Raw genomic sequence first — 26,148 nt, 5'->3', positions numbered from 1 at the left:
CCGAGGGTGAGGGTTACTTTTCTTACGGTATCGGACAATCACCGTCCGAAATTTGAATTCAATAATTTCACCCAGACGCGAGTAGTATCAATACGCGTCGGTACTGTCGTGCTCCCAGATCAGCTCGAACAGTCGCTCGATACCGGCGACGAAACTGCCGTTATCCGTGACGGCCGCCTGTCGCATCGACAGCGGAACGTCTTTCTCCTCGACCAGCAAGATCGCCTTTCCGGACTCGTAGTCCATGCTCGGATCGGCGACCGTCCCGCGCAGCGGGAGCTTCTCGTTGCTGAACCGCACCTCGACCCCCGGGCGGCTATCGGTCAGTTCCTGATAAATGGTGGCTTGTACCTCGCGGTTGTCCGGCGACAGGTGCGCCGGATCGAGCATCAGTACCCGGATCTCGACCCCACGGTTCAGGGCGTCCTCCAGCGCTGGCCTGATCGACTCCAGATACGCGAAGCTCTTCGTGAGAACGTGCACTTCCCGTTCGGCGTCGTGATAGAGCTGGCGCGTCTCCGTCTCGCTGGGTTCGCCGACGTCGACGACGTGAAACAGGTCCTCGGTCGGTGTGATGTCCCCGCTGGCGCGCTCGAACAGCGGGCCGAACGTCGAGACGAACTCCTCGCGGACGTCTTCGATCTCCGCGCGGAACGATTCGAAGTCCTGGCGTTCGTTCTCGACCGCGCGATCGAGGATCTCCTCGGGATGTTTGGCCTGATACTCCTTGGGCCGGCCAGGGATCACCTCGACGAACCCTCGATCGGCGAGTTCGTCGAGCACCTCGTAGATCCGGGCTCGCGGAATCCCCGTCGCCTCCGCGAGATTCGGCGCCGTCGAACGTCCGAGTGTCAGCAGTTCTCGCAGGGCCGTCGTCTCGTACTCCCGCAAGTCCAGGTGCGCGAGCAGGTCCTCGGCATCGCTCATCGTCTGCCGATGTATCTGCGAGCGAGTTAAGCGTGTGCTTCGAGTCCCGCAACACTTATAATGGCAGACGTAAATGATGTTACTAAGATCGTGAGTAACATGGACGAACCCGAGCCGCACCCCGACGATCACCTGGATGGACTCGAAGACGGCGCCGGTTGTACCGAGATCTGGGAGAAGTTGAGCGAGCAGCGCGAGTCGGCCGCCGACTAGATCTTTCGATTCCGCTCGTCGTGTCACCCTCCAGAGCCGGGAGTCCATCACTGTTGTACACGGCCAGTTCCCCGCGCGTTTCGGTACAGATAAACCGGTGGGTGGGTACCTACCGAGTATGAAGGTACTGGTCACGGATCCGATCTCCGACGCTGGCCTCGCTCGGTTGCGCGATGCCGGTTACGAGGTGGTGACCGACTACGACGTCGATACGGAGGGCGTTATCGAGCAGATAGAGGACGTCAACGGCCTGCTGGTTCGCGGGACAGAGATCACCCGCGAGGTGTTCGAGGCCGCACCGAACCTGCAGATTGTCTCGCGGGCCGGCATCGGCGTCGACAACATCGACATTCCGGCGGCGACCGACCACGGTGTCATCGTCGCCAACGCCCCGCGCGGCAACGTCCGTGCGGCCGCGGAGCTGACCATCGGGCTGGCGTTTACCGTCGCCAGCCAGGTCCCGCAAGCCCACCAGCGTCTCATCGAGGGCGAGTGGGCCAAAGACGACATCACCCGGAGCGAACTCGGCGGGATGACCGTCGGGATCGTCGGCCTGGGTCGACTCGGCCAGGAAGTCGGCTGGCGGTTCGACAACCTCGGACTCGACGTCGTCGCCTACGACCCGTACCTGGGCGAGGACCGCGCCGACCAGATGGACGTCGAGTTGCTCGAACTGGACGAACTGCTGGAGACCGTCGACCTCCTCTCGGTGCAGGCTCGCCTGACGGAGGAGACGCGCGGTCTCATCGGCGAGGCGGAGATCGAGCGATTCGAGGGCGACTTCGTCATCCACACGTCCCGCGGCGGGATCATCGACGAGCCCGCGCTCGCGGAGGCCGTCGAGTCCGGCCGGATCAAAGGCGCGGGCGTCGACGTTTACAGCGAGGAGCCGCCGGCCGATGACCACCCGTTCATGGACGTCGAGAACATCATCACGACGCCACACCTCGGTGCGAAAACGCGCAACGCCCAGGTCAACGTCGCCGTGACCGCTGCCGACCAGGTCGTCAACGCGCTGAACGGGGAACTGGTCAAAAACGCGATCAACGTCCCCTCCGTCGAAGCGACAGCCTACCCCCGCATCCGCAACTACGTCGAGGTCGCCGAGACGGCGAGTCTGGTCGCCATGCGCCTGTTCGACGGCCGGATCGAGGAGATCGAGATCACCTATGCCGGTGACATCGCCGACGAGGACCTCGACCTGGTGACTGCTGCCGTGTTCAAACCCTACGGCTGGCAGGACCAGGTCGTCAACGCCCCTGCACGCATCGCAGAACGGCGCGGCATCGACGTCACCGAGAGTCGCCGTCGCGAGACCAAAGACTTCCGGAACCTGCTTTCGGTCACCGTCGGCAACGGCGAGGAATCGTTGACGGTTTCCGGGACGCTCTACGCGGGCGAAGACCCCCGTCTCGTCGAGATCGACGGCTACCGCGTCGACGCCGAACCGTACGGCTACATGCTGCTGTCGCGAAACCGCGACGAGCCGGGCGTCATCGGCGCTATCGGTCGGATCCTCGGCGACCACGACGTCAACATCGCGAGCATGTCCAACGCCCGCGAGAGCATCGACGGAGAGGCGCTGACCGTCTACAACCTCGACGATCCCGTCGGCGACGAGGTCGTCGACGAACTGCTCGACGACGACCGGATCATCGACGTCACGCTGATCGACCTCGAACAGTAGTCGTTCCGGCAGTACCGTCGAACTGTTCTTTCAGCTTACGCCCTGTATCCGGTCGAGCGCCGTGACGACCCCGGCGTGGGGGAGCGTCAGCACGGCCAGCAACACCAGGTAGACGCCGCCGACGCCGGCGAGCGATCCCGGTTCGTTCGGTACGACCACGGCGAGTGCACCGAACAGCACGAGCGCGCCGGCAGTCATCGGGAGCGCGTCCCGACCGACGCGGGCCAGGAGCCGATCGGTCGCGCCACGAGCCAGTGCCGTCGTCGCGACGTCGTCGACGGTGATCAGGCGTGCCAGGTGCCGAAGCGAGTGCCAGACGACGAAGTAGATCCCGACCGCCAGGACCGGCGGGACAGTCAGGAAAAACACCCACAGCAGCGCCGTTTCGAGGGCATCGACCTGCCAGCCACGTCGGTCGTCGACCGCGCGGTAGCCCAGCGCCAGGGTCGCGAGCGTCAGCAGGGCAAACCCGAGGCCCAGCGCCAGACGCGTCGTCGGCTCGAAGAGCAACCCGAGCCACCCCGCGCCCCCGGCAGGATCGAACAATCCGACCACGGTCCGCGCGACCGACTCGTAGGCGTCGGGAAAGCCGATCAGCGGGACCATCATTGGGAGCCCGCCGCGGACGAGCAGGGTCAGCCAGCCGATCAGGCGATCGTCGAGGTGCGACGCGTCGGCGATCACTGCGAGGTGCGCCCGGTCGCCCTGACCCCAGTGAAACCACGTCAGCAGGACGAACCCGACGAACGACGCCGTCGGCGCGAGTAGCCACGCCAGTCCGTAGGCGCCAGCGACCGCGAGATACGCCACCGAGAAGACGGCGACCCCGCGCAACGTCACTGCCCGGTCGCGCGCACGAGGTAGCGTGAGGTGATCGAGCGCGCCGTGGGGCAATCCGAGGACGAGCACCGTCGACAGAAGGACGGCGTACTGTATCGGACGCGGAACACGGATTCCCAGGACGTGTATGGCGGCGACGGCCGCGAGGACGATCCAGACGGGTCGAAACGTCGCTGCGGCCAGTCGCCCCCGGGCGTCGTCAGTCGGCGCCACTGCTCGATCACCCCGCCGGGCGTCGTCGATCAGCGCCACCGCTCGATCACCCACGGGTAGAGCACGAGCCCCTGGACGACGAACAGCGTCGTCACCACGAAGAACGCCCCCTCCTCGATCGGGAGCCCACCGACGGTCAGACCGGTCGTGTACCGCTCCGAGAGGCTCCAGATCCCGTAGTGGATCGCGACTCGATCGGTGGCCGCGAAGTACAGCGCGGGTGCGAGCGTTCCGATCGCCGTCAGACGCCAGCGTGCAACCAGATACCGCCAGCCGACCGCCCACTGCAGCGCCAGCACGGGTGCTGCCCACGAGAGGATCGCGCCCATGTAAAACGTCGCCGGCCAAGTCAGCATCGCGAGTCCGGCGACGCCGATGCCCGCGGCCGCCACGACGCCGAGCAGGCGGTCCCGCAGCGTCATAGTGATGCGCTTTCTCGGCCACTCGAACGACTCCGAGACGAGCGCCAGCCACAGCGTCGCGACGATCGGCTGGAGCAGGACGAACAGGTACTCCTCGATCGGAGCGAGCCAGAGTCGCCCGGCGACGACGCCCTCGCCGTACCACCAGACCCCGCGATGGATCAGGTAATTGTCCCAGGGTGTGGTGTATGCGAGTGCGAGCGCGAGAATGGCGACGACCGGGACCGTCCGGACGACCGATCGCGCTGATCGCTCTCGGTTCGCGGTCACCGACGCTAACACGAACAGTGGCGGGGCGACGAATACAGCGTGAAATCCGACGTACGTGAGTGTTACCATTGGGTGGTGACCGGCGTCGATACGAACGGGGCGATGAAACGCCCGTCGACTCTATACGACTATGCGGCCGACGCTGTCGACGTGCCAGCGTCGTCGAGGACGCTGTGACTGCGCAGGAGCACGATCCCGAACCCGACCTTCGCTGTCAGGTCGAGTACCATGAACCCGGCGGTCTCGATGGGGAGTCCGACGACTGCGAGGCCCTCGGTCCCGATCAACCACCAGACCGGGTAGACGAACCACAGGCCGACGATCATGTACCGTAGGGTGTTGAACGTGCTCTTCGTGTTGCCCGACAGTTGGGCTGCCTTCTCCGAGAGGCCCCGGAACAGGTAGAAGATCAGCACCAGGAAGAAGCCGGTGCTGACGCCCCACCAGATCAGGCGGTGTGCCTCGACGCTCAGGCCGAGGGAGTCGATCGGGTTGACGGTCAGCGTCGCGACCAGCCCGGTCAGGATCATCATGACGTCCAGCCCGACCAGCGTCGCGATCGTGTTACGGTCCGCTCCCGCGAGCAACGCCAGGTCGTACAGCAACAGTGGCGTCGTCAGGATCCAGTCCGTGTATCGCGGCCAGTAGATCAACAACTCTTCTTTCCCGTCGAGGATCGCGGCGTCTTGCGGGAGGTATTCGGCGAGATCGATCACGCCGAACCCGGTCGCCATCGCCAGGTAATTGGCGAACGCGATCGCCGCGATGAACGTCGTTACGATGTAAAACTTCTGTCGCCGACTGTCTTTGACATTGTATCCCCGGGCGATGAAGTACAGCATCCCCAGGAGCATGCCTGCTGTGCCGAGCCAAAGCCATGTGACTTCGCTGCCTTGTGCCATGGTACACGAGATACTATAGGCTGGTCCGGATTATCGATACGACACAATAGTTTGGGAACCGTCACCGGCTTGCCGGTACGTGTCCGCGACGCTGGCAGACCGACGACTGTCCGGCCCCGCGACCGATCGACCGTTTCGCGACGCGACGCTCACGAAGGACACAATGTGTTGGGTGTGGTATTCGTTCGCAGATATCGGACCTACACAGTCGGCAGGCGGAGAGAAACGTCGGAAAAAGCGCGTTCAGTGCGGGACGATCAGGCTTCGACTTCGACCGACTCGTCCTCGCGGTAGTGCTCCTCGATGAGATCCTCGTCGATGCGGTTGAGTTCCTCTTTCGGGAGCATGCTGAGCAGATCCCAGCCGATCTCCAGGGTCTCTTCGATGTCGCGGTCAGTCGTGAAGCCCTGCTGGACGAACTCCGCTTCGAAGCGATCGGCGAAGTCGAGGTACTTGTTGTCACGTTCCGAGAGGGCCTCGCGACCGACGATGTTCACGAGGTCGCGCAGATCCTCACCTTCTGCGTAGGCAGCATACAGCTGGTCGGAGACGTCGGCGTGATCGGCCCGGGTCAGTCCCTCACCGATCCCGTCGTCCATCAGCCGCGAGAGGCTGGGCAACACGTTGATCGGCGGCTTGATACCCTGGCTGTTGAGGTCCGGATCGATGATGATCTGGCCCTCGGTAATGTAGCCGGTCAGGTCCGGGATCGGGTGAGTGATGTCGTCGCTCGGCATCGTCAGGATCGGGATCTGGGTGATCGACCCATCCTGACCCTTGATCCGGCCGGCCCGCTCGTACAGTTGCGCGAGGTCAGTGTACATGTACCCGGGGTAGCCACGCCGACCGGGAACTTCCTCGCGGGCAGCCCCGATCTCGCGCAGCGCCTCACAGTAGTTGGTCATGTCCGTCAGGATCGTCAGGACGTGATACCCCTTCTCGAAGGCCAGATACTCCGCGGTCGTCAGCGCCAGCCGCGGGGTAAGCGTCCGCTCGGTCGCGGGGTCGTCCGCGAGGTTCATGAAGACGACGCTGCGTTCGAGCGCGCCCGTGCGCTCGAAGTCGTCCATGAACTCGTTGGCCTCTTCGGCGGTGATCCCCATCGCGCCGAAGATCACCGCGAACTCCGACTCGCCGCCCTCTTTCTCTTCTTCGGGGACGGTCGCCTGACGGGCGATCTGCAGCGCCAGGTCGTTGTGAGGCTGTCCCGAACTGGAGAAAATCGGTAGCTTCTGGCCGCGGACGAGCGTGTTCATCCCGTCGATGGCCGAGACGCCCGTCTGGATGAACTCCGCGGGGTACTCCCGGGAGTAGGGATTGATCGCCTCGCCGACGATATCTTCGCGCTTGTCCGGTTCGATCTCCGGGCCGCCGTCGATGGGCTGGCCCGACCCGTCCAGGACGCGACCGAGCAAGTCCTCGGTCAGCTTCATCTTCATCGTCTCGCCGAGGAATCGAACGGACGACTTCCGGTCGATACCGCCCGTCCCTTCGAAGACCTGAATGGCGACGTGGTCGCTGGTCGTCTCCAGCACTTGTCCGCGACGGATCTGGCCGTCCGGCGTCTCGATCTCGACGATCTCGTTGTACCCGACCGGCTCGTCGACTTCGGCGAACACCAGCGGTCCGCTGATCTCCGTGATCGTCTTGTATTCTTTCTGCATGGTTAGTACATCTCCCGGAGTTCGCTCGCGATGTCTTCCTCGAGTTCGTCGACGAACTCGTTGTAGTCTTCCTGCACGCCGATACGGTTCAACCGTGGGAGCGACTCGATGTCGGTAATCTCTTCGACTGGTACGCCCGCATCGAGCGCGTCGAAGGCCTCGTCGTTGAACGTCTTGATCGCCCCGAGGATGCGGTAGGTCTTCTCCGGCGAGCAATAGGTGTCCACGTCGTGGAACGCGTTCTGCTGGAGCCACGCCTCACGCAGGTACCGGGCGACCTCAAGCGTGAGCTGCTGGTCCTCCGGCAGCGCGTCCTTGCCGACCAGCTGGACGATCTCCTGGAGTTCTGCTTCCTCGTCGAGCGTATCGATCGCCCACTGGCGCTGCTCGGACCAGTCCGACTCGACGTTCTCCTCGAACCACGGATCGAGCTGGTCGCGATACAGCGAGTAGGATTCGGTCCAGTTGATCGCCGGGAAGTGCCGCCGTTCCGCGAGGTCGGCGTCCAGTGCCCAGAACGTCTTGACGATCCGTAGCGTGTTCTGGGTGACTGGCTCCGAGAAGTCCCCACCGGGCGGCGAAACCGCCCCGATGACCGACACCGATCCCTCGGTGCCGTTGACGTTCTCGAAGTAGCCGGCACGCTCGTAGAACTCCGCCAGTCGCGCGGCGAGATAGGCGGGATACCCCTCTTCGCCGGGCATCTCCTCCAGTCGCGAGGAGATTTCGCGCATGGCCTCGGCCCACCGCGAGGTCGAGTCGGCCATCAGCGCGACGTTGTATCCCATGTCGCGGAAGTACTCGGCGATGGTGATCCCGGTGTACACCGACGATTCGCGGGCCGCGACAGGCATGTTCGACGTGTTGGCGATCAGCGTCGTCCGGTCCATCAGCGGGTTACCCGTCGTCGGGTCTTCCAGGTCCGGGAAGTCCTCGATGACTTCGGTCATCTCGTTACCACGCTCGCCACAGCCGACGTAGACGACGATGTCCGCGTCGGCCCACTTGGCGAGCTGGTGTTGGGTCACCGTCTTCCCGGAACCGAACGGCCCCGGAATCGCGGCCGTCCCGCCTTTCGCGATGGGAAACAGCCCGTCGAGGATCCGCTGGCCCGACACCAGCGGTTCGGTCGGCGTCTGCTTTTCGCTGGCCGGACGCTGCTGGCGGACCGGCCACTCCTGGTGCATCGTGATCTCTTCGCCGTTGTCCAGTTCGACGACCGTCTCGTCGACGGTGAAGTTCCCGGACTCGGCTTCGACGACCTCGCCGCCCTCGTAATCGGGCGGAACCATCACCTTGTGATCGATCGTCCGCGTCTCGGGGACGGTTCCCACGATGTCGCCAGGCTCGACAGTGTCGCCTTCCGCGACTTCGGGAGTGAACTCCCAGAGTTCGTCCAGGTCGATCCCCGGGGCGTCGACCCCGCGGTCGAGGAACGCGCTGTTCATCTTCTCTTCGAGGACCTGTAGCGGGCGCTGGACACCGTCGTAGATCGAATCCAGCATCCCGGGACCGAGATCAACCGTCAACGGCTGCCCGGTCGTTTCGACAGGTTCGCCCGACGACACGCCGGAGGTCTCCTCGTACACCTGGATCGTCGTCACGTCGCCTTCGATCTCGATCACTTCGCCCATCAGCCCTTCCGAACCGACGTACACCACGTCGTTCATCCGGGCGTCGAGGTCCGCCGTGACGACGGGGCCCGATACGCTCTCGATGACGCCGTCTTCACGGACGTCGGATGTCTGTCCTTGACTCATAGTTGCTGTTCGTCTTCCTCCATCAGGTCGATACCGATCGCTCGTTTGATCTGTTCGCGCAGGTTCCCGCTGTCGGTGCCGCCGCCGAGCGTCACCAACACTGGATCGACGCTCTGCTGGACCGCCTCACGGACGCCCCGAGAGAGATACTCCAGATCGTCGTCGTGCATCACGAGAATACCGACGTCGTCGCTTTCGAGCTGCTCCTTGACGGTCTCGTCTAATTCCGCACTCATCTCGTCTTCAGGGACGCTGACCGCCTTGCGAACACCTGCCAGGCGGAACCCGGTCGTGAAGTCCGGCGAGCCGACGACGGCGATTTCCTTGCTCATAACATCACCAGCTCCGTTTCGATCTCTTCGGGCGCGAGGTCGGCTTCCCGGCCCCGCGCGATCGCCCGGATATTGTCGACCTCTCGCTCCTTGGCGAGAATGTACGACAGGACCGAACATACCGACGGCGGGTAGCGGTTCGCGAGCCGGTCGGCGAACGCCAGCAGCGCGGCGTCGAGCACGTTCTCGAAGCGAACGATGTCGTCGCTTTCTTCGAGTTCGGTCAGTGCCTCGGCGAGGTCGTCGCCGTAGATGCTCTCGCGGATGTGCTCGACGAGCTGATCGCGATTACCGACGAGCTGGCGCAGCTCCTCGGCGTCGAAGAGCCGGCCGCCATCGATGAAGTACGCGGCAGGATCCATATCCGCCCCGCTGCGAGCCAGCCGAAGGGCGTTGCGGACGTTGCTGAAATCGATCTCTGCGGTGATGAACTCGATATACAGCTCCGTCGCCCTGTCTGCCTGTACGCGGGACGGCAGCCCCTCGTCGATGTCTTCGAAGAACACCCGGTCGACCGCGTTTTCCAGCGGCACGAGCAGGTTCGTCTCCTCGTAATCGTCGTACGCCTCGCGCAGGGCGTCCGCAAAGATCGTCTGCTCCAGGGTCTCGATTGCCGCTTCGACGGAGTCAGCCACCGCCAGCTGTTCGAGCAGGTCGTCGTCGAATTCGCCCGCCCGGATGTAGTCCGACCGGATCGCGTCAGCACCGGCCTCGGAGTAGATCCCGCGCAGCGCCGTCTTGACGTTCCAGGCGTCGAACTTCCGGAGGTACCGGGCGATGTAGTCGTACGCTTCCCCGGTCGCCCACCGCAGCAGGTCGTTGAAGTGTTTCGCGAGGTTGCGGTTGAGCGCGTACTCGATGAGGTCGACGCCCGAGTAGCGAGCACCGAGAGCGTTCATCTCCCGTCCGTACTCCGTCTCTTCCATGAAACGGGCGATCTCACCGGTTCCCATCCGGACGAGTTTGCGGTAGTCGTCCTCGTCGAACAACGATGCACGCCGGGCGCTGACCCGCGCAGTCACGTATTCGTAGTTGCTCGCTTCACCGGCCGGACCGCCGTACTGTGCGCTCATTGCTCCTCGAACAGTTCGTCACTGATTTCGCGAAGCGATTCCTGCCAGACGTCCTCGAGGACCGAATCGAACGTGTTGTCGATCCGAACCCTGGACGCGTCGCTCTCGACGACGACGCCGCCGAGACAGTCGGTCTCGCCGCCGTACTCGAAGCTGTCGTACTCCTCGAGGATCGACGTCAGCAGCGCCTCGTCGTCGCTACGACCGTACACTTCGGCCGTCTCGACATCCTCGAACTCCGTGATGGCCGCTTCGATCAGCTCCCGCGTCAACTCCTCGCGAGTCTCCTCGTCGAGATTGACGAGCGCGTCTTCGACGCGCTCGCGAACCTCCTCGAGGGTCTGGCGACGGGCGGCCAGCTGTTTTTGTTTCGCCTCCAGGTTCCCACTCGAGAGACGCTGCTCGCGCTCCTGTTCTATCTGCCGCTCGATCTCGCTCTCTTTTTGCCTGCGGATCTCCTCGGCCTCCTGCTCGGCCTCCTCGACGATCCTTTCGGCCCGCTGCTCGGCGTCGGAGCGAATCTCCTCCGCACGTGCGCGAGCCTGCTCTTTGATGTCTTCTGTGACGCTGTCGAGACTCATAAATGGTCAGAGGATACCGGTGTTACAGCGTGAGGAACACGACGACCAGCGCGAGAATGACGAGCGTCTCGGGAATGACCGTGAGGATCAGCCCACGACCGAACATATCGTCGTCCTCGGCGACTGCCCCCACGGCCGCGGCACCGATGCCCCGCTCCGCGTATCCCGCGCCAAATGCGGCCAGCCCGACTGCCAGTGCCGCCATCCCGAGCTGGAAGTCACCCTCCGGGATCGCCGGTGCGGCCGCTACGTTTTCTTGCAGTACGACGAACAGTGGTGCGAGTGTTTCCGGAATCATGTGTGTATATCGCTGTTCGCGTGTTTCCGAACGGTTGTTAGTCCCCCCACCGAACCTATAAAGCTTCCCAAAGCGTCCGAATATACTGGATTATCGCGATCGAACTCACCCACGGCTGGCGTGCCGTGTGGGAAAACGCGCCGCAGTAGTCCGGTCGATCGCCGTCGAAACGGCTTGCCGGCAGCGTCACTCTTCGACGGTGTAGTTTCGATCGTGTCCGAACGGGTTGTAGACTGCCCCGCCGCCCTCGTAGAACTTGCCGAAGAACTCGACGTACTCGAGACGGATCGACTGCAAGCCCGCGCTGGTGACACCCAGCAACAGGACCAGCAGGTGGCCGAGCAGGAGGATGACGATCCCGGCGAGGACTCCGAGGACGAGTGCGGCTGCACCGTCAGCGTTGACCAGGCCGGAGAAGATGATCCACTCGGTCTCCTCGGGCATTCCCTGGAAGAAGATGAAGTGGAACGCGCCGTCGTGTTTGTAGGCTCCAAACACCAGCAGGTTCACTGCCAGGGCCATGCCGGCTTTCGCCAGCAGGACCGCCGCCAGCCGAGTGTAGGAGATGACGTGGCCGAACACCTGCGTGATGCTCTCGATGATCACGATCCCGCCCTCGGCGACGACGCCGAGCACGAACCCGACCGCGAGCATCCCGAGCCCGACGAACCCGACGGTTTCGGAGAAGCCGGCGAAGCCGAGCTTGAACGCGGCCTCGCTGCCCGTGTTGAATACCTCGAACATGAAGTCGGGTTTCGGCCCGCTGATGTGCGTGCTGAACACCCACAGCCAGATCCCGACGGTCATCAGGATCCAGGGGCCGCTCTCGAGGAACGCCTCCCGGACGCCGTGGTGGAGATTATTGAAGAGATCGAACACGCGCCCCACGACGAGATGGAGCACGCCCACGATGATACTGATCAGGAGCCAGGCTTTGGCGAACCGGATGTACTCCGGCTGCAGCCCCTTGTGGATCGGCGGATGGCCGTTCCAGACGAACTCGCCGAGCTGGTGAAGCCCGAATATCTCCCCGTAGAGGATGCCGAACAGTGCGGTGAACCCGCCGGCCCACAGCGCGATGCCGCCGAGGCTGGCGATCACGTCGCTGTCGAAGCTCGTCATCAGCCAGTACCCAAGACCCATGTAGAGGAGGCCGTACCCGAGGTCTCCGATCATGAATCCGAAGAACGTCGGGAACGTCAGAAAGAGGATCACCGTCGGATCGAGTTCCGTGTACTTCGGCCGGTTGATCACTTCGACCAGAGCCTCGAACGGTTTGATCCCCTCAGGATTGTCCTGGACGGTCGGCGGACTGTCTTTTCCGAGCGGGACGTACCCGCCGTCAGCGGCCGTCCGCTCGGACTCCTCCTCGGCGCGTTCTCTTGCGACCGGGCCGTCCGTCCGATCCGGCTCGCGGCTGCCCGACGGCTCCGGAGGACCGTCGCCTGATTCGTCCTCGACGTCTTCGCTGTGCACGGGATGTCCGTTTTCGTCGTAGTCGGCCTGTTCGAGCTCTTCGACTTCGACGGTCCCGTCGGCAGCCGTTTCGACTGCGTCTCTGAGCGTGTCGACCTCGGCTGTCGGCAACCACCCTTCGGCGACGAACGCGTTGTCGGTCGTCGCGAAGGACAGCGGCGCTTCCCGTTTCTGGACGGCGATCGTTAGCTTCTCCTCGGCGGCCAGCAGGAAACCACCGACCTTCAGCTTGAGATCCTCAAGTTCGTCCTCGACGGTACTGAGTTTCGATTCGAGCTGTTGCTTGCGGTGTCGGCGATCCTTGAGATACTCCGCTGGATCGCCAGTCGCGTCCGGTATCGGGACCTCGCTGAACGTCGCGCTAACGAGCGCGTCCTCGAGGGCACCGGGGTCGTCGACATGTGCGAACACGGCGATCGCCTCGCCCTCGGCCGTGACGTCGAAGGTCTCGATCTCGCTTTCTTCCAGTGCCGCCGTCACAGTTTCGGGATCGCCTTCGCCGACGGCGACTTCGAGGCTGTCGTAGCCACCGAGCAGATCGAGGTCGATGCCGAGCTGGACGAAGAACTCGAGTTGCTCGATGTCCTCTCTGATCGACCGGAGTTCGCTCCGGGCCTCCTCGTGTCGGTCGTCCAGCGCGTTGACTTCCTGGCGGACGTCCTCGAGTTCGTCTTCGAGGTCCTCGTCGGTAACGACGTGGGTCGGACCCTCGTAGTCGTCCTCGATTCCCAGCGTGCTCTTGAGAGCCCGGACGGTCACGAGCTTCTCGGAGTACTCGTCCGCGCCTTCGAGCGGATTGCCGGGTTCGAAGCCTTCGATCTCGTTGGTGTAATCGCTGAGGTGCAGCAGATCGAGATCGTGGACGGCCTCGATCACGTCATCCATGACGCGTTTGGATCCCGTCACCGAGACCCGGCTCATCCGCTCAGGCCTGAGCATGTACCTCCTCCTCGAACAGCGACACGACGTGGTCGACGACCTCGTCGAGCCGCTGTTCGGCGCGCTCTTCGAGGCGCTCGCTCTCTTCTTCGCCTTCCTCGACGATCCGATCGCGCTCGGCCTCGATCTCCGCACGGGCCTCGGCCAGGCGCTGCTCGGCCATCTCTTCGGCCTCCTGTCTAGCCTCCTTGCGGATCTCTTCGGCGCGCTCGCGCGCCTGCTCGATCCGTTGCTCGCGCTCGGCCTCGGCGTTGGCGACGATCTCGTCCGCCTCTTCCTCGGCTGCTTTGATGTCCCTGAGAACCTGTTCCCGTGGCATTGTCTAGTCGTATGGTCGTTGTAAGACCGCCTATTTGGTAGTTGCGAAGTCCGCAGTCAAATCCGGGGGATTATGACGACCTGGTCCTAACAGATGCTCGATGGGCGTCCTCGAACACAAGGGTCGGGCACGGCTCTTCTACAAGTACCTCTCGCAGGTCTACGACCGCATCAACCCCTTCATCTGGAACGAGGAGATGCGCGACGAGGCCATCGGCTGGCTCGAACTGGACGGTGACGAGCGCGTACTGGACGTCGGCTGTGGCACCGGTTTCGCCACGGAGGGGCTGCTCCAGCACGTCGAGACCGTCTACGGGCTCGATCAGAGTCCCCACCAGCTGGAGAAAGCCTACGCGAAGTTCGGCCGCAGCGGTCCCGTCCGGTTCACCCGCGGCGATGCCGAGCGCCTGCCCTACCGGGACGACGCCTTCGACGTCGTCTGGTCGTCCGGTTCGATCGAGTACTGGCCCAACCCGGTCGACGCGCTCGAGGAATGTCGACGTGTCGTCAAACCCGGTGGGAAGGTTCTGATCGTCGGCCCCGACTACCCCACCAACACCGTCTTCCAGAAGCTCGCCGACGCGATCATGCTGTTCTACGACGAGGAAGAGGCCGACCGTATGTTCCGGGAAGCTGGCTTCGAGGAGTTCGAACACCACATTCAGCAGGCTCGACCGGGAAGCCCACGCGCGATTACGACTGTTGCGGATGTCCCCGAAGAGTAGCCTGCTGCAGCGAGCATACGCCGAGCGGAGAGAGGCGTTTCACCGCGACGACTGCAAGGAGTCGCGGCCTTTTTCGCCCACGTTTTTGCCGTGAGCGGTCGCCGACGGCGACCCGAACGGGAAAAAGGTGGTCGTCGAAATCCTTTTCAGGCTGCTGAATGATTATTCAATCAGCACCTGAGTGGGCAATGGTACTCGGACGTGCTGACAGTCGAGCGCTGGTCGGGTTACTCGCCGAGGCGGTCGACTCCGACGTCACCACTGCCGACCGCGTCACCGAGGTGCTGTGTCGGTCCGTTCCGGGGCAGTTTCCGGCTCGCCTGCTCGCCGTACTGACCGCGCAGGGGCTGCAGTCCCCTGACGAGCGGATCCGAAACGGGGTCGCCGCGCTCGAGTGTTCGGCCCTCCACCAGTACCTGCACGCGATCCCCGTGGCGGAGCGCGACCTCGTTCTCCGATGTCGTCGGCGTGCGCGACCAACGCCGTCGCGGCGACCCTCGACGCTGCCGCAAGCTCTCGCGTGCAGCAGGTACGCGCGTTCTCGCGGCTCGAACCGCCGAGCGCAGTATCAGTCAGGACGCGCTCGTTTCCAGACGCGCGGTCACGCCGCGGTCGGTCGCGACCGTCACGGCGACCGTCGAGCCGGGATCGATCAGCGGCGCGTTGGTGCTGGCGAGTTCTAGCGTCGCGGTCTCGCCGGCCGTCCACGTCTCCCCGGCGGCCGGATTGAACGGGCCGGTCGGACCACTGACGAACCCACGTGCGGCGAAAAACGGCACTGGCGGCTGGTGGGTGAGCGGCTGCCCGTCGATCTCGATTCGGACGGTCAGCGCCTCCGTCGAGAGCGTCGCTCCGCCTTCGTGAGTGACGGCGATCCGGTCGGCTCCGGCGTCGGCGCTGACCGAGAGTCGCGCCTGTGGCGTCGACTCGGCAGGCTCGGATCCGAGGACGACTGCCCCCGCCAGCCCGGCCAGGGCGACGGTCACGACCACGAGCAGCGCGACACCGACGACCGGCGTGAGCGCGCGTGTCACGCCCTCCGGTGGGCCGGTATCGTACTTGAATGTGGGGACGTATTCCTCGCGGGTCGTCGCGGCTGCGGACAGCTACCGGGAGCCTTCGCCGGGAGGAACCTCGATGGTGAACGTGGCATTGTTCGCAGTCGTGACCCGAACCGACGTCGTGCCCCGGGTGTCGAGCGTCCACAGGCGACCGTCCGGGCCGGTCGTCCCGACGGACGTGCCGTCGATCGAGACCGAGGCGTTGGCACCCCCGCCTGTCGTTCGTCTGACGATCGATACTTCGAGCGGACCGGTGTCGTGGGTCGCGTTGACTGTCAGTTCGAACTCACCGGAGCCGTTCGTATACGTTCTGGGGGGTGTCACAGTCGTGAGATCACGTATCTGCTGTTCTTTGAACACGTCAGTCGTCGACGCGTCGAGATACAGGCTCAGTTCGCCCTGCACGTGCGACACGTCGACGCTGAAAATCGACGCGTTCCGGAGCGTCTCGACCCGCGGAGGTTGTTTCTGTGACGACGGCGCCATCGCCCACGGGTACAGCACTTCAGCCCGATTGAGCGCGTCGAGGAACGTCCGAAGTTGCGGCGTCCCGTCAGGATCGAGCGCACGGGTGTCGAACCCTTCCCGGACGTATCGATCGTTGACGATGGTCGTGACGACGACACTCTCGGACCCGGTTTCGACGTAGACGAGTCGCGACGGACCGCTACCGGCGATCGCGGGCCTGAACTCGACTTCGCGAATCAATCCCCTGCTGGTGAGGACGTCCGCCTCGTAGTTGCGCAGTTGCGTTTCGTACTCGGGCGGGAGCGTGTAATCGAGCGTCGTCTCGTCGAGGGTAATAACCGACCCGGCGGTGTCCTGGACCTCCTCGGCGGTCGCGTCGACCCGGGTCAGCACCACGATGAACTCGTTCGGTCCGAGATCCCCGGCGTTGTATCGATCGATCGCGCGCTCCTGACGCTGGCGGAGCGTCGCCGTGTGGTCGTCTAACGTTTCAGTGAGTTCGCGGACCGCAGCGGTCCGCTCGGCCTCCGTGTCGGCTCTTTCAAAGCGCGTCCGGAACGATTCGAACGCGTGCTCGAGTGCGAGCCGGTCGCCGTCGATCCGGGTCGCGGCAGTCACGTCGACGGACGCCCGATAGAGACCCGTCCGCTGGAGGTCTTCGTCGGGCACCTGCAGGTAGTTCGTCGTTCCGTTCGCCTGCCCCAGAGACGCCTGCAAGGTCCGGGAATCTCCCGTGTCCGCCGCGGGCCCACTGGCGGAACCAGCGAGGCCGGCGGTGACACCGGCCAGAAGAAGCACGACGGCGAGGAGGGCTGTGCGGCCAGCAACGGGCGATGACATCTGTCTGTCGGGGCGTACGGAGGGTGTGGGCAAAAAGCCATCTACTAGCGGAGGGGTTTCGAACGGATTTCGGGAGCTGACCGGACATCGTCACAAACGGACAGCCAGCAGGGAGAGGCCCGCTCAGGAAATCAGGTATTCGCGACCTATACCGCCGGATGAACGACGCTACCCCGTAGTTTCCTGATAGAAAGGGTTTTCCGCCAGCGGGAAGCATCCCCCAGTACACAATGCCCGCGTGGTCCCGCGCTACCTTCGCCGTCGCGCTGGCTGGCGTCCTCCTCGTGGCCGGCGTGGCACCCCTGCATGCCCTCTCGACCGGGACACTGCCGGATCAGCCGTCCACAGTCGGGTCTCACTCCCACACTGTCGACGCCCGGGCATCCGTCCTCCCGGACTCGTCGTTCGAGATCGAGACGACGTATCGAATCGACGTCCAGTCTGACGGCGACGCACGGTGGACGATCAACCGGACCTTCCGCTTCGAGAACGACTCGCATCGGGAAGGGTTCGAGGCGGTCGCGGAACGGTTCATCGAGGGAGAGTACTCCGGACAGACGGTCGCCGCGTTCGAGGGAGCGAGCGAGCTCGTCGCCGAGACGACCGGCCGTCAGATGGATATCTCCGACGTGAGTCGCGATACGCGGACCGGTACTGACGGCGGCGCGCTGCTGCTGTCGTTCACGTGGACGAACTTCAGTCACGAGGAGAGCGGTCGGATCCACGTCGACGACGCCTTTCAGACGGAGCCACGCTGGTTTCCCGGCCTCTCCGAACAGGAGACGCTGATCATCACGCGCCCGCCGAGCTATCAGTTCTACAGTGCCAGCACGAACGTCCAGAACCGACAGCTCCGCTGGGAGGGTCCACACACGTTCGGCCCGAATCGTCCGTACGCCGTCTTCGATCCCATCTCGACGGCCCCACCGACGACCGAACCGGGGAACGCGACGACGCCCCTGGCCGAGCGGACGGACGGGCTGGTCGGGCTGCTCGTCGGCGTCATCGCACTGCTCAGTATCCTTGTGGTGCTCGGGTACGCGGCTCGCGTCGGGAAGTTACCCGGACAGCAGCCGACAGCCGGTTCCAGCTCGAGTGCGTCGGCAGCAGCCGGAACGTCACGAACTGACGCCACAGCTCCGACAGACGAGAGTGAAATCGGCGATCGAGCATCGGCGGTCGAAGGCGAGCGAGAAGCGACGAGCGAAGGCAGCGAAGAGACGGCCGAAAGCGGTCGTGAAGCGATGGTCGCAGGCGAGCAAGCGGCGACCGAAGGCGAGGAGACCGACGAACAGGACGAGATCGACGAGGAACTGTTGAGCGACGAAGAGCGCGTCGAGCGGTTGCTGACCGAAAACGGTGGACGGATGAAACAGGCACGCATCGTCGAGGAGACAGGCTGGTCGAGCGCAAAAGTCTCACAGCTGCTCTCCTCGATGGCCGAAGAGGGTCTGGTCGAAAAACTCCGTATCGGCCGTGAAAACCTCATCTCGTTCCCAGACGAAGAGCCCGATCAATAGCTCGTAGCCGCCGTCAGAGTCACCAGCAGCTCCGGCACCCGGGCGCACTGTCGGAAACGTTTACCCTCTTCCAGCCGTCACCCACGCCCGATGAAGATCCTCGTCACGATTACGGAGACGGAGTCGGTCGATACCGTATTCGAGATCGACGGGCTCGAGATCGACAGTCGATACCTCTCGACGGACCTCAACGAGTGGGACGCCTACGCGCTCGAAGAAGCCGTTCAGATTGCCGAAGACGGGGGCGGGGAAGTCGTCACGGCCACGATCGGTCCCGAGGGTGTCGAGGGGACGGTCAGGCAGGCACTGGCGAAAGGCGCGGATCGCGCGATCCGAGTCTGGGACGAGGAACTGGCGGCGCTGGACATCCTCGATCCCCTGACGAAAGCGACCGTTCTCGGGGCAGTCGTCGACGCGGAGCAGCCGGATCTCGTGTTCACGGGCGTCCAGTCCGGAGACGACGTCTTCGGTGCGACGCCGGTCGCGCTCGCGTCGACGCTCGGGTGGGCGTGGGGCACCGTCGTCAACGATCTCCAGATCGATGAGGTCGCACACGTCCATCGCGAACTGGAGGGGAATCTCGAAGAACTGACTGACGTCGAGCGGCCGGCCGTGCTGTCGATTCAGACCGGGATCAACCAGCCACGGCATGCCAGCCTGCGCGACATCACGCGGGCCCAGCAGGCTGAGATCGATACCCGGTCGCTCGCCGATCTGGATCTCGATGTAGACGCGATTGCGTCGCCGATCGAACAGACCGACCTCTACGAGCCGGAAAGCGAAGGGGAGGCGACGATCTACGAGGGCAGCCCCGAAGAGACGGCCACCGAACTCGCAGCCGTCATCGAGGAGACGGGGGTGATACGATGACGGTGCTGGCGATCGCCGAACACCGCCGCGGGGAGTTGCGTGAGGTGAGTCTGGAACTGCTCGCGGCAAGTCGCAAACTCGCCGACGCCACCGATGGGGGACTGCACGTCGGCGTCGTTAGCGGCGACATCGAGCGTTACACCGAACGGCTGAACCGCGAGGACGTCGACGTCGTGCACACAGTCGCCTACGGCGAGGAGTTCAACCACGACGTCTACACGCAGGCCGTCACCCAGCTCGTCGAGGCGGTGGAACCAACGGTGGTGCTCGCCCCGAACACGGTCAACGGACTGGATTACCTCCCGGCAGTCGCCGAACGGCTCGACATCCCGATCGTGACCGACGCGACTGAGCTCTCCTACGACGAGCACCTGACGGTCACGCGCGAACTGTACGGAGGGAAAGTCGAAACGACACTCGACATCGACACACAACAGGCAGCCGTGACGATCCGCCCCGGATCGTGGCCGCGAGCCGGCGGGACCGGCGACGCCGAAATATCGGCCTTCGACGCCAGGATCGACGAGTCAGCCGTCCGCTCGACGGTGACCGGATTCCAGGAGATCGGCGGCGAGGTCGACATCGCCGAGGCCGACGTGCTGGTCGCTGTCGGTCGCGGCATCGAGTCCGAAGACAACCTCGAGATCGTCCGCGACCTCGCCGATGCGCTGGACGCGACGCTCGCGGCCTCGCGGCCGGTCATCGACAACGGGTGGCTACCCGCCGATCGGCAGGTCGGCCAGAGCGGCAAGACTGTCTCCCCGGAGCTGTACATCGCCGTCGGGATCTCCGGGACGGTCCAGCACGTCTCTGGCGTGCGCGCGGAGACGTTCATCGCGATCAATGACGATCCGAACGCACCGATCTTCGAGGTCGCCGATTACGGCGTCGTCGACGATCTTTTCGAGGTCGTCCCGGCGCTGACCGAACAGCTCACGCGATCGTAGCCAGTCGATCAGGGCCGGGAGGGGCTCTCTTCTGAGAGCGAGTGACCCGAGACGATCCGCAGCGAGATCACCAGCGCCGCGCCGAGCAGCACGAGCGCGCCAGCGAGCGCGAAGGCGGCGAGATAGCCGATCGTCGCGACCCAGCCGCCGAGGATCCCGCCGACGCCGCCCGCGGCGGCCCCGAGGGCGGCGTGGATACCGAGTACCTCGCCCCGAATTCCCGGCGGTGCGAGGCGCGTCACGATCGCCGTCCCGACGACGGCCATGACGCCCCAGGTAGCGCCGACGATCAAAAGCCAGAGGCCAACGAAGCCGAATCGGAGCGAGACGGCACCGATACCGGCCGCCAGTGCGACGACCGGCAACGAGATCCCCCGAACGGCGAGCGCACCCGCCTGGAGCCGGCGGAGGTCGTATCGAGACGCGAGCCGGCCGGCGGGTCCGTACAGCGCTGCCGAACCGAGACTCGCGAGCAAGTAGAGCGCGAAGACGGTGCCAGAGCCGATTCCGGCGTCCGTGAGCGCGAGGGGAAGCGGTGCCCAGAACGCCGCCGAGCCCGACAGAAACAGACAGACGGCCACGAGGTAGGTCACCAGGGCGGGGTTGGCCCGCCCGCGGAGTTGTCCCGGGCGGAGCGCGCGCGTCGACCAGTAGATGCGATTCGGCGAAAAGACGACGGTCGTCCCCCGGATACTCCGGGAGGACGTGGCGAGTATACGACTGATCCGTCGGAGCCGGCGCGGGTTCGTGACGTGCTCGTCCGGCTTCGGAAGCGCCCAGGCTGTCCCCGCAGCACTGAACACACCGCAGGCAGCGAACGCCCAGAACAGCGTTCGAGTGGCCGTCCCGGCGCCGACGAACCGACCGACTGCAAGCGGCCAGACGGCCCCGATCAGTAGCCCGCCAGCCCACCCGTACCCCTGGAACGTGTTGAGTCGGCCGATACGCTCGGCCCAGGTAGATTCCGGCGCGGCGTCGACGACGATCATCGTCACGACTGGTGCGACTGCCGCGATGACCAGCCAGAGCACGGCGTTTGCGGCGATGACAACCGTGACCGCAGAGACAAACGGGATCACGGCGAGACACGCGGCCACGGTCGCCAGCGTCCCGATCACGAGCGGTCGACGGAACGAAACGTGATCGGCGAGTCGGCCAAAAACGATCGCACCGGGCGCGCCCGCGACCGCGGCGGCAGACGCCAGCAGGCCGAGCTGGAACGCCGACGCGCCGAGTTGGACGGCATACAGCGGCACCAGAAGCGAGGCACCGCCGAAGGCGACGGATCCGAGTCCCCACGGATACAGCCAGCGGTCGGTCATCGACTGACGCCGGTTCGTCGGCCGTCGGCATAGTTCCCCGGGTCGGAGCGTCCTCGGGACGCGGGACTTTTGGCGATCGTTCTCCAAGCGACCCCATGGACTTCGATTCGTTCGTGCTGGCGGCCTCGACGGCGGATCTCGCCGACGAGTCCGACGCACGCGAGCACGCCGACTGCCTCGAGTTCCGGATGGATCTGGCCGACGCTCCGCTCGACGCGCTGGCGAGCTACGACGGCGATCTCCCGATCCTGGCGACCAACCGGGCCGCCTGGGAGGGCGGCGAAGCGTCCGACGACCGGAATCGACTGGACGCGCTCGCAGCGGCTGTCGAACACGACGCCGTCGAGGCGGTCGACGTCGAACTCGAAACGATGCGCTCGGGGGACGGCCAGCGCGTGGTCGAGCACGCCCGCGAGCACGGTGCGGACGTGGTGGTGTCGAGCCACGACTTCGAGGACACGCCAGGCATGACCGACCTCCAGGAGACGCTTCGTGAGGCCTGTGGATACGGCGACGTCGGCAAGCTCGCCGTGACCGCACAGGCGCGTGCCGACGTACTCGACTTGCTGGTCGCGACGCGGGCCGCGACGGCCGAGGGGGACCGCGTCGCGACGATGGCGATGGGCGAGCCGGGACGGCATTCCCGGGCGGTCGCGCCGCTGTACGGCTCGCGGATCGGCTACGCGCCGGTCGATCCGGCCGAGGCGACCGCGCCGGGGCAGTACGACCTGGCGACGCTCCGGGGGCTGGTCGAGACGCTCGCCGGCGAAGGAAACAGTGTTAACACTCCTGGGCGTTGAACTACAGTGTATCCGTGGCACGATCACGAAAGCGGCCCTGGCTCGCGGCCGTCCTCTCGCTTCTGTATCCGGGGATCGGGCATCTGTATCTCCGGGAGTGGTTTCGCGCCCTGCTGTGGCTCGCGCTCGTCTTCGCGGCGTCATACGTGTTCGTCCCGGCGGACGCGACCCCGGAGACGCTGAGCGTCTCGGCGATCATAGAGGCGAGTCAGGCGGTGCCGACCTACGGGATGGTCGCGATGCTGGCGCTGACCGTCCTCTGTATGGGCGATGCGTACGTGCTGGCCCGACGACTGAACGCGAGACAGTCGCGCCGACAGCGGGCGACGGTCTCGACCGGCGACAGACAGGGAACGAGACTCCCGGAGGGCCTCGACCTGCCGGACGAATTGCAGATGGCGGGGCAGTCAGACGGCGACCAGGCGACCGAACCGGCCGAGGTGGCCGCACCGCGCCGCTGTCCGTCCTGTGGCCGCGACGTCGACGACCCGGAACTGGACTTCTGTCCGTGGTGTGCCGAACCGTTCGATCGAGAGGGTTAGGCCGTCTCGTCGGTCGCTGCGTCGGCCACGCTGAACCGCTTCTGGACTGCTGATTCGAAGGGACCGGAGTACTGCATGAGCGTCGTCCCGACGACGGCCATGACCAGCACGTATCCCACGGCGAACGCGCTGATCTGGTCGGCGACGGAGTCCGGAATCGTCCCGGCAGTGCCGCCGGCCACTGCGAGCGTAGCGATGATGAGCGAGAACTCCCCGCGCGTAGTCATCGCGAGGGCAGTCCGGGCGGAGCGACGCGGCCCAAGGTCGAACGCGCGCCCGCCCAGATAGCCACTGAGGAGTTTCGTAGGCGTCGTCGCCAGGACGGCGACCGCGATCAGACCCACAGCTCCGGCGACGGCCAGGGGATCGGTCACCAGCCCGATCCAGAAGAAAAACACCGCGGCGAAGACGTCACGGAGCGGTTCGAGCAGGTTCTCCACCTGCGAGACGTGGCCGGTCGCGGAGACGGCCATCCCGACGAAAAACGCCGCGACCGCCTCGCTGACGCCCACTGCGAGTGCCGTCCCCGCGACCAGGACGACCAGCCCGACGGCACGGAGCACTACGAACTCGTGGGTGTCGGTCGCGAACAGTCGCTCGAACGCCGGCGTCCCGAACTGGACGACGAGCACCAGCACGAGGAGAAACGCGATCGCGATCGCGATCGACTGTGCGGCCTGTCCCGGGCTGCCGCCGCCGAGCACGAGCGCGGCAGCGACGGCCAGGTAGACCGCGATCAGCAGGTCCTCGTAGACGAGCGTCCCGAGGACCGGTTCGGCCTCGTCGTTGGCGATCCAGCCCAGATCGATCAGCGACTTCGTGATGATCGCGGAGGATGAGATGTAGACGATCCCTGCGACGAGAAACGCCGGCAGGGCCGACCCGAAAAAGAGCCACCCCAGTGCGAACCCGGCGGGGAAGTTGATCAGGAAGTCGATGGTTCCGGCGGAGCCGATCTGATTGCGGCGGGCCAGCAGGCGATCGAGGTTGAACTCCAGTCCCAGGAAAAACAGCAGGAAGACAATCCCCAGCTCCGCGCCGAGTTCGACGAACTCCGACTCGGCGACGTAGAGACTCTCGAACCGGATGTCGAGCCCGGCGACTGCGCCCGGCAACTCGACTCGACCGACGACGAACTCACTCGCGACCATCCCAATCACAATGTAGAAGGGGATAACCGACTGGCCGATCCGATCGGCCACCCAGCCGGCGGCCGCGATCGAGGCGAACATCAGGCCGACTTCCAGCAGGTTAGCCACGGGAGATCACTCCTGGCTGGACGGTGGCCTAGCGATCGCGTCTGATGGAACTCCGCTCGCGTTCATTCTTCACCGGCCAGCAGCTGTTCGAAGGCGTCACATTCCTCGTTCGTGCCGGTGACGACGAGCGTGTCGCCCTCTTGGAGTTCGGTGTCCGGACCGGGGCTGTCGACCGTCTGTCCGCTACGCTCGATCGCGACGACGTTCACGCCCGTCTTGCGGCCGATGTGCGCCCCTGCGATCGTCTCGCCCGCCAGCGGCGAGCCGGGCTGGACCTCGTACCACTCCAGCAAGATCCCGCCGGGCAGGGTCGTCTGTCGCTTCTCGGCCTCGACCGGCTGGAAGTACGCCCCCTCGAGGATCGTCCCGACCGTACGTGCGAGGGCGTCAGACAGCTCGAACAGTTTCTCCGAATCCGTCTCCGCGTCCGGGCGCTTGAAGACCTCTCGCCTGCCGGTGTTGTGCGTGATGATGACGAGCTCTTCCCCGTCGAGTTCGACGACGTGCTTCTTGCCAACGCCGGGGAGGTCGCTCTCTTCGACGGTCATGGTCATACCCGAAGGCGAGACGGGATAAAAAGATCCGGTCGGCTTGTCGTCGAATCCGGCTTATTTCTCGATGATCGATTCCTCGACGGCCTCGCCGAAGTGACGAGCCGTGTCCTCGTAGTAGAGCGCGATCTCGTCGCCGACCTCGAGATCGGTCACGGCCTTGCGGCCCTCGCGGGTGCGGACCTTGATCGTCTCGGCGTTCTGCAGCAGCGTCTCGATCCGGTCGGTTTCGCCGTCCTCGCGCTGTAGCTCGGCCTGGATCCGGAACATCGGGCGTTTCTCGATTTTCGCTCGTCCCACGATCGCCTCGCGAGTGCGGCCCTCGCTGTCGACGATCTGGACCTCGTCGCCACTTTTCAGCTCCGAGAGGTACTTCGTGCCGCCGTCAGGCGTCCGGACGTAGGCGTGGACCGCGCCGGCGTTGACTCTGAAGGGTCGCGAGGCGACGTAGGGCGACTCGGCGGTCTCGGCATGAACGAAGAACAGGCCGCGAGCCATCGAGCCGATGAGCATCCCCTCGTCGTGGTCCATCAGGTTCGCAGTGTCGATGCAGACCCGGTCCGCGGAGCCGGTCTGCTCGACCGCCGTCACCTCGGCGTACTGCAACTCCAGGGACTCGCGGCCGGCCTCGTCCCGGACCTCGACGGTCTTGCGGATCTCGTCTGGGTCGTCGGTGTCCAGCAGGACGCCGTCCGCGCCGAGTTCGAGTGTCTCGTATGCCGTGCGGGCGTCTTCTGCGGTCTGGACGCCCGCGATGAGGTCGGTCTCCTCGCCGACGCGGGCGATGAGGTTCTCCAGGGGGATGATCTGCCAGTCCTCGGCGACGACGATTGTGTAGTCGGCCTCCGCGGCGACTGCTTCGGCGAAGGCCTCGTAACCCTCGTCGAAGATGCGGACGTACCCGCCGTCCGCGCCGTCCTCCGTCCGGAGTGCCGACAGATCCGCCGAACCAGAGAAGTCCGAAGGCAGGTCGACCGTGCCGTCGCCCTCGCCGTCCTTGCCGACGATCGTCGCGTCGGGGTCGGGTTCGTCGCCTTCGGCTTCCATCACGTGGACGTCGCCGTTTGCGAACGCCGCGACGTTGACCGCGCCGAGTTCGCGGACGCGGTCGACGTCGTGGCTGTCCACCAGCACCCAGTCGACGCCGGCTTCGAGACCGGCAGTGATCCGTCGCTTGCGCGCCTCCCAGTCGCCGACTTCGCTGTCGGCCTTGAGCCAGACGGTCCGTGTCATATCCCGACACTCGCGGGCGGGGCGCTTGATACTGGCGGTTGCTTTCGTGTGTGGCCCGCCCGCGTTCGATAGCCCGGACCCGGACGTTCTTGTAC

At 65.0% G+C, this 26,148-nt stretch carries 26 protein-coding genes; 7 read left to right on the top strand and 19 right to left on the bottom strand.

Features of this window, described 5'->3' with window-relative positions:
* Window positions 1-87: 87 nt before the first annotated feature.
* Window positions 88-927 carry a TrmB family transcriptional regulator gene (locus OB916_RS07235; protein ID WP_315908626.1) on the bottom strand — a complete coding sequence of 280 codons (840 nt, stop codon included), beginning with the start codon at window positions 925-927 and terminating at the stop codon, window positions 88-90.
* A 331-nt stretch (window positions 928-1,258) separates the two neighbouring features.
* On the opposite strand from OB916_RS07235, the gene serA reads away from it, so the two are divergent.
* Window positions 1,259-2,827, top strand: coding sequence for a phosphoglycerate dehydrogenase (serA, locus tag OB916_RS07230; RefSeq protein WP_315908625.1), 1,569 nt, complete (start codon window positions 1,259-1,261; stop codon window positions 2,825-2,827).
* A 30-nt stretch (window positions 2,828-2,857) separates the two neighbouring features.
* On the opposite strand, the gene OB916_RS07225 is transcribed toward serA, so the two are convergent.
* The 11 genes from OB916_RS07225 to ahaH all read right to left on the bottom strand — a co-directional run bounded on the left by OB916_RS07225 (window position 2,858) and on the right by ahaH (window position 13,916).
* On the bottom strand, window positions 2,858-3,880 hold the full coding sequence (locus OB916_RS07225) for a Brp/Blh family beta-carotene 15,15'-dioxygenase (RefSeq protein ID WP_315908624.1): 1,023 nt from the start codon (window positions 3,878-3,880) through the stop codon (window positions 2,858-2,860).
* Between the two features lie 29 nt (window positions 3,881-3,909).
* Window positions 3,910-4,641: a lycopene cyclase domain-containing protein gene (locus OB916_RS07220; protein ID WP_315908623.1), complete on the bottom strand. Its 732-nt coding sequence runs from the start codon at window positions 4,639-4,641 to the stop codon at window positions 3,910-3,912.
* A gap of 59 nt (window positions 4,642-4,700) precedes the next feature.
* Window positions 4,701-5,474, bottom strand: coding sequence for a bacteriorhodopsin (locus OB916_RS07215; RefSeq protein ID WP_315908622.1), 774 nt, complete (start codon window positions 5,472-5,474; stop codon window positions 4,701-4,703).
* 257 nt (window positions 5,475-5,731) lie between these two features.
* Window positions 5,732-7,138, bottom strand: coding sequence for a V-type ATP synthase subunit B (locus tag OB916_RS07210; protein WP_315908621.1), 1,407 nt, complete (start codon window positions 7,136-7,138; stop codon window positions 5,732-5,734).
* 2 nt (window positions 7,139-7,140) lie between these two features.
* On the bottom strand, window positions 7,141-8,898 hold the full coding sequence (locus tag OB916_RS07205; RefSeq protein WP_315908620.1) for an ATP synthase subunit A: 1,758 nt from the start codon (window positions 8,896-8,898) through the stop codon (window positions 7,141-7,143).
* Window positions 8,895-9,230, bottom strand: coding sequence for a V-type ATP synthase subunit F (locus OB916_RS07200; RefSeq protein WP_315908619.1), 336 nt, complete (start codon window positions 9,228-9,230; stop codon window positions 8,895-8,897). The genes OB916_RS07205 and OB916_RS07200 overlap by 4 nt, the downstream gene beginning before the upstream one ends.
* Window positions 9,227-10,303, bottom strand: coding sequence for a V-type ATP synthase subunit C (locus OB916_RS07195; RefSeq protein WP_315908618.1), 1,077 nt, complete (start codon window positions 10,301-10,303; stop codon window positions 9,227-9,229). The genes OB916_RS07200 and OB916_RS07195 overlap by 4 nt, the downstream gene beginning before the upstream one ends.
* Complete coding sequence (locus OB916_RS07190) at window positions 10,300-10,884, bottom strand: V-type ATP synthase subunit E (RefSeq protein ID WP_315908617.1); 585 nt, start codon at window positions 10,882-10,884, stop codon at window positions 10,300-10,302. The genes OB916_RS07195 and OB916_RS07190 overlap by 4 nt, the downstream gene beginning before the upstream one ends.
* Before the next feature lie 22 nt (window positions 10,885-10,906).
* On the bottom strand, window positions 10,907-11,179 hold the full coding sequence (locus OB916_RS07185) for a hypothetical protein (RefSeq protein WP_390884053.1): 273 nt from the start codon (window positions 11,177-11,179) through the stop codon (window positions 10,907-10,909).
* 189 nt (window positions 11,180-11,368) lie between these two features.
* Window positions 11,369-13,597 (bottom strand): V-type ATPase 116kDa subunit family protein, encoded by a 2,229-nt coding sequence (locus OB916_RS07180; protein WP_315908615.1) that lies wholly within the window; start codon window positions 13,595-13,597, stop codon window positions 11,369-11,371.
* Complete coding sequence (gene ahaH, locus OB916_RS07175) at window positions 13,584-13,916, bottom strand: ATP synthase archaeal subunit H (protein ID WP_315908614.1); 333 nt, start codon at window positions 13,914-13,916, stop codon at window positions 13,584-13,586. Before ahaH ends, OB916_RS07180 begins: the two co-directional genes overlap by 14 nt.
* A gap of 100 nt (window positions 13,917-14,016) precedes the next feature.
* Between ahaH and OB916_RS07170 the strand changes: the two genes are divergently transcribed.
* The gene (locus OB916_RS07170; protein ID WP_315908613.1) at window positions 14,017-14,640 is read left to right on the top strand and encodes a methyltransferase domain-containing protein; all 624 of its coding nucleotides are present in this window, start codon (window positions 14,017-14,019) and stop codon (window positions 14,638-14,640) included.
* A 227-nt stretch (window positions 14,641-14,867) separates the two neighbouring features.
* On the opposite strand, the gene OB916_RS07165 is transcribed toward OB916_RS07170, so the two are convergent.
* The 3 genes from OB916_RS07165 to OB916_RS07155 form a co-directional block, all read right to left on the bottom strand.
* The gene (locus OB916_RS07165) at window positions 14,868-15,050 is read right to left on the bottom strand and encodes a hypothetical protein (RefSeq protein ID WP_315908612.1); all 183 of its coding nucleotides are present in this window, start codon (window positions 15,048-15,050) and stop codon (window positions 14,868-14,870) included.
* A gap of 162 nt (window positions 15,051-15,212) precedes the next feature.
* Window positions 15,213-15,674: a type IV pilin gene (locus OB916_RS07160; protein WP_315908611.1), complete on the bottom strand. Its 462-nt coding sequence runs from the start codon at window positions 15,672-15,674 to the stop codon at window positions 15,213-15,215.
* A gap of 72 nt (window positions 15,675-15,746) precedes the next feature.
* Window positions 15,747-17,009 (bottom strand): DUF7096 domain-containing protein, encoded by a 1,263-nt coding sequence (locus OB916_RS07155; RefSeq protein WP_315908610.1) that lies wholly within the window; start codon window positions 17,007-17,009, stop codon window positions 15,747-15,749.
* Between the two features lie 230 nt (window positions 17,010-17,239).
* On the opposite strand from OB916_RS07155, the gene OB916_RS07150 reads away from it, so the two are divergent.
* From OB916_RS07150 to OB916_RS07140, 3 genes are all read left to right on the top strand, one after another.
* Window positions 17,240-18,529, top strand: a complete 1,290-nt coding sequence (locus OB916_RS07150) for a DUF7345 domain-containing protein (RefSeq protein ID WP_315908609.1) — start codon at window positions 17,240-17,242, stop codon at window positions 18,527-18,529.
* A gap of 90 nt (window positions 18,530-18,619) precedes the next feature.
* Window positions 18,620-19,399 (top strand): electron transfer flavoprotein subunit beta/FixA family protein, encoded by a 780-nt coding sequence (locus OB916_RS07145; RefSeq protein ID WP_315908608.1) that lies wholly within the window; start codon window positions 18,620-18,622, stop codon window positions 19,397-19,399.
* On the top strand, window positions 19,396-20,346 hold the full coding sequence (locus tag OB916_RS07140; RefSeq protein ID WP_315908607.1) for an electron transfer flavoprotein subunit alpha/FixB family protein: 951 nt from the start codon (window positions 19,396-19,398) through the stop codon (window positions 20,344-20,346). The genes OB916_RS07145 and OB916_RS07140 overlap by 4 nt, the downstream gene beginning before the upstream one ends.
* 8 nt (window positions 20,347-20,354) lie before the next feature.
* On the opposite strand, the gene OB916_RS07135 is transcribed toward OB916_RS07140, so the two are convergent.
* On the bottom strand, window positions 20,355-21,668 hold the full coding sequence (locus OB916_RS07135) for an MFS transporter (protein ID WP_315908606.1): 1,314 nt from the start codon (window positions 21,666-21,668) through the stop codon (window positions 20,355-20,357).
* Window positions 21,669-21,763: 95 nt separating this feature from the next.
* Here OB916_RS07135 and OB916_RS07130 point away from each other — a divergent pair, with 95 nt between their 5' ends.
* On the top strand, window positions 21,764-22,468 hold the full coding sequence (locus tag OB916_RS07130) for a type I 3-dehydroquinate dehydratase (RefSeq protein WP_315908605.1): 705 nt from the start codon (window positions 21,764-21,766) through the stop codon (window positions 22,466-22,468).
* A 14-nt stretch (window positions 22,469-22,482) separates the two neighbouring features.
* Window positions 22,483-23,010, top strand: a complete 528-nt coding sequence (locus tag OB916_RS07125) for a zinc ribbon domain-containing protein (protein WP_315908604.1) — start codon at window positions 22,483-22,485, stop codon at window positions 23,008-23,010.
* Here the strand turns inward: OB916_RS07125 and OB916_RS07120 are convergent.
* From OB916_RS07120 to OB916_RS07110, 3 genes are all read right to left on the bottom strand, one after another.
* Window positions 23,007-24,242 (bottom strand): cation:proton antiporter, encoded by a 1,236-nt coding sequence (locus OB916_RS07120; RefSeq protein ID WP_390884052.1) that lies wholly within the window; start codon window positions 24,240-24,242, stop codon window positions 23,007-23,009. The genes OB916_RS07125 and OB916_RS07120 overlap by 4 nt on opposite strands.
* An 89-nt stretch (window positions 24,243-24,331) precedes the next feature.
* Window positions 24,332-24,817 carry a cation:proton antiporter regulatory subunit gene (locus OB916_RS07115; protein WP_315908602.1) on the bottom strand — a complete coding sequence of 162 codons (486 nt, stop codon included), beginning with the start codon at window positions 24,815-24,817 and terminating at the stop codon, window positions 24,332-24,334.
* A 60-nt stretch (window positions 24,818-24,877) separates the two neighbouring features.
* A complete protein-coding gene (locus OB916_RS07110) occupies window positions 24,878-26,053 on the bottom strand; it encodes a 3-dehydroquinate synthase II (protein ID WP_315908601.1) in 1,176 nt (391 codons plus the stop codon).
* Window positions 26,054-26,148: the final 95 nt, after the last annotated feature.

The sequence above is a fragment of the Halapricum hydrolyticum genome (assembly GCF_025517535.1).
Taxonomy (GTDB): Archaea; Halobacteriota; Halobacteria; order Halobacteriales; family Haloarculaceae; genus Halapricum; species Halapricum hydrolyticum.
This window is presented reverse-complemented; position numbering and strand designations above follow the sequence as displayed.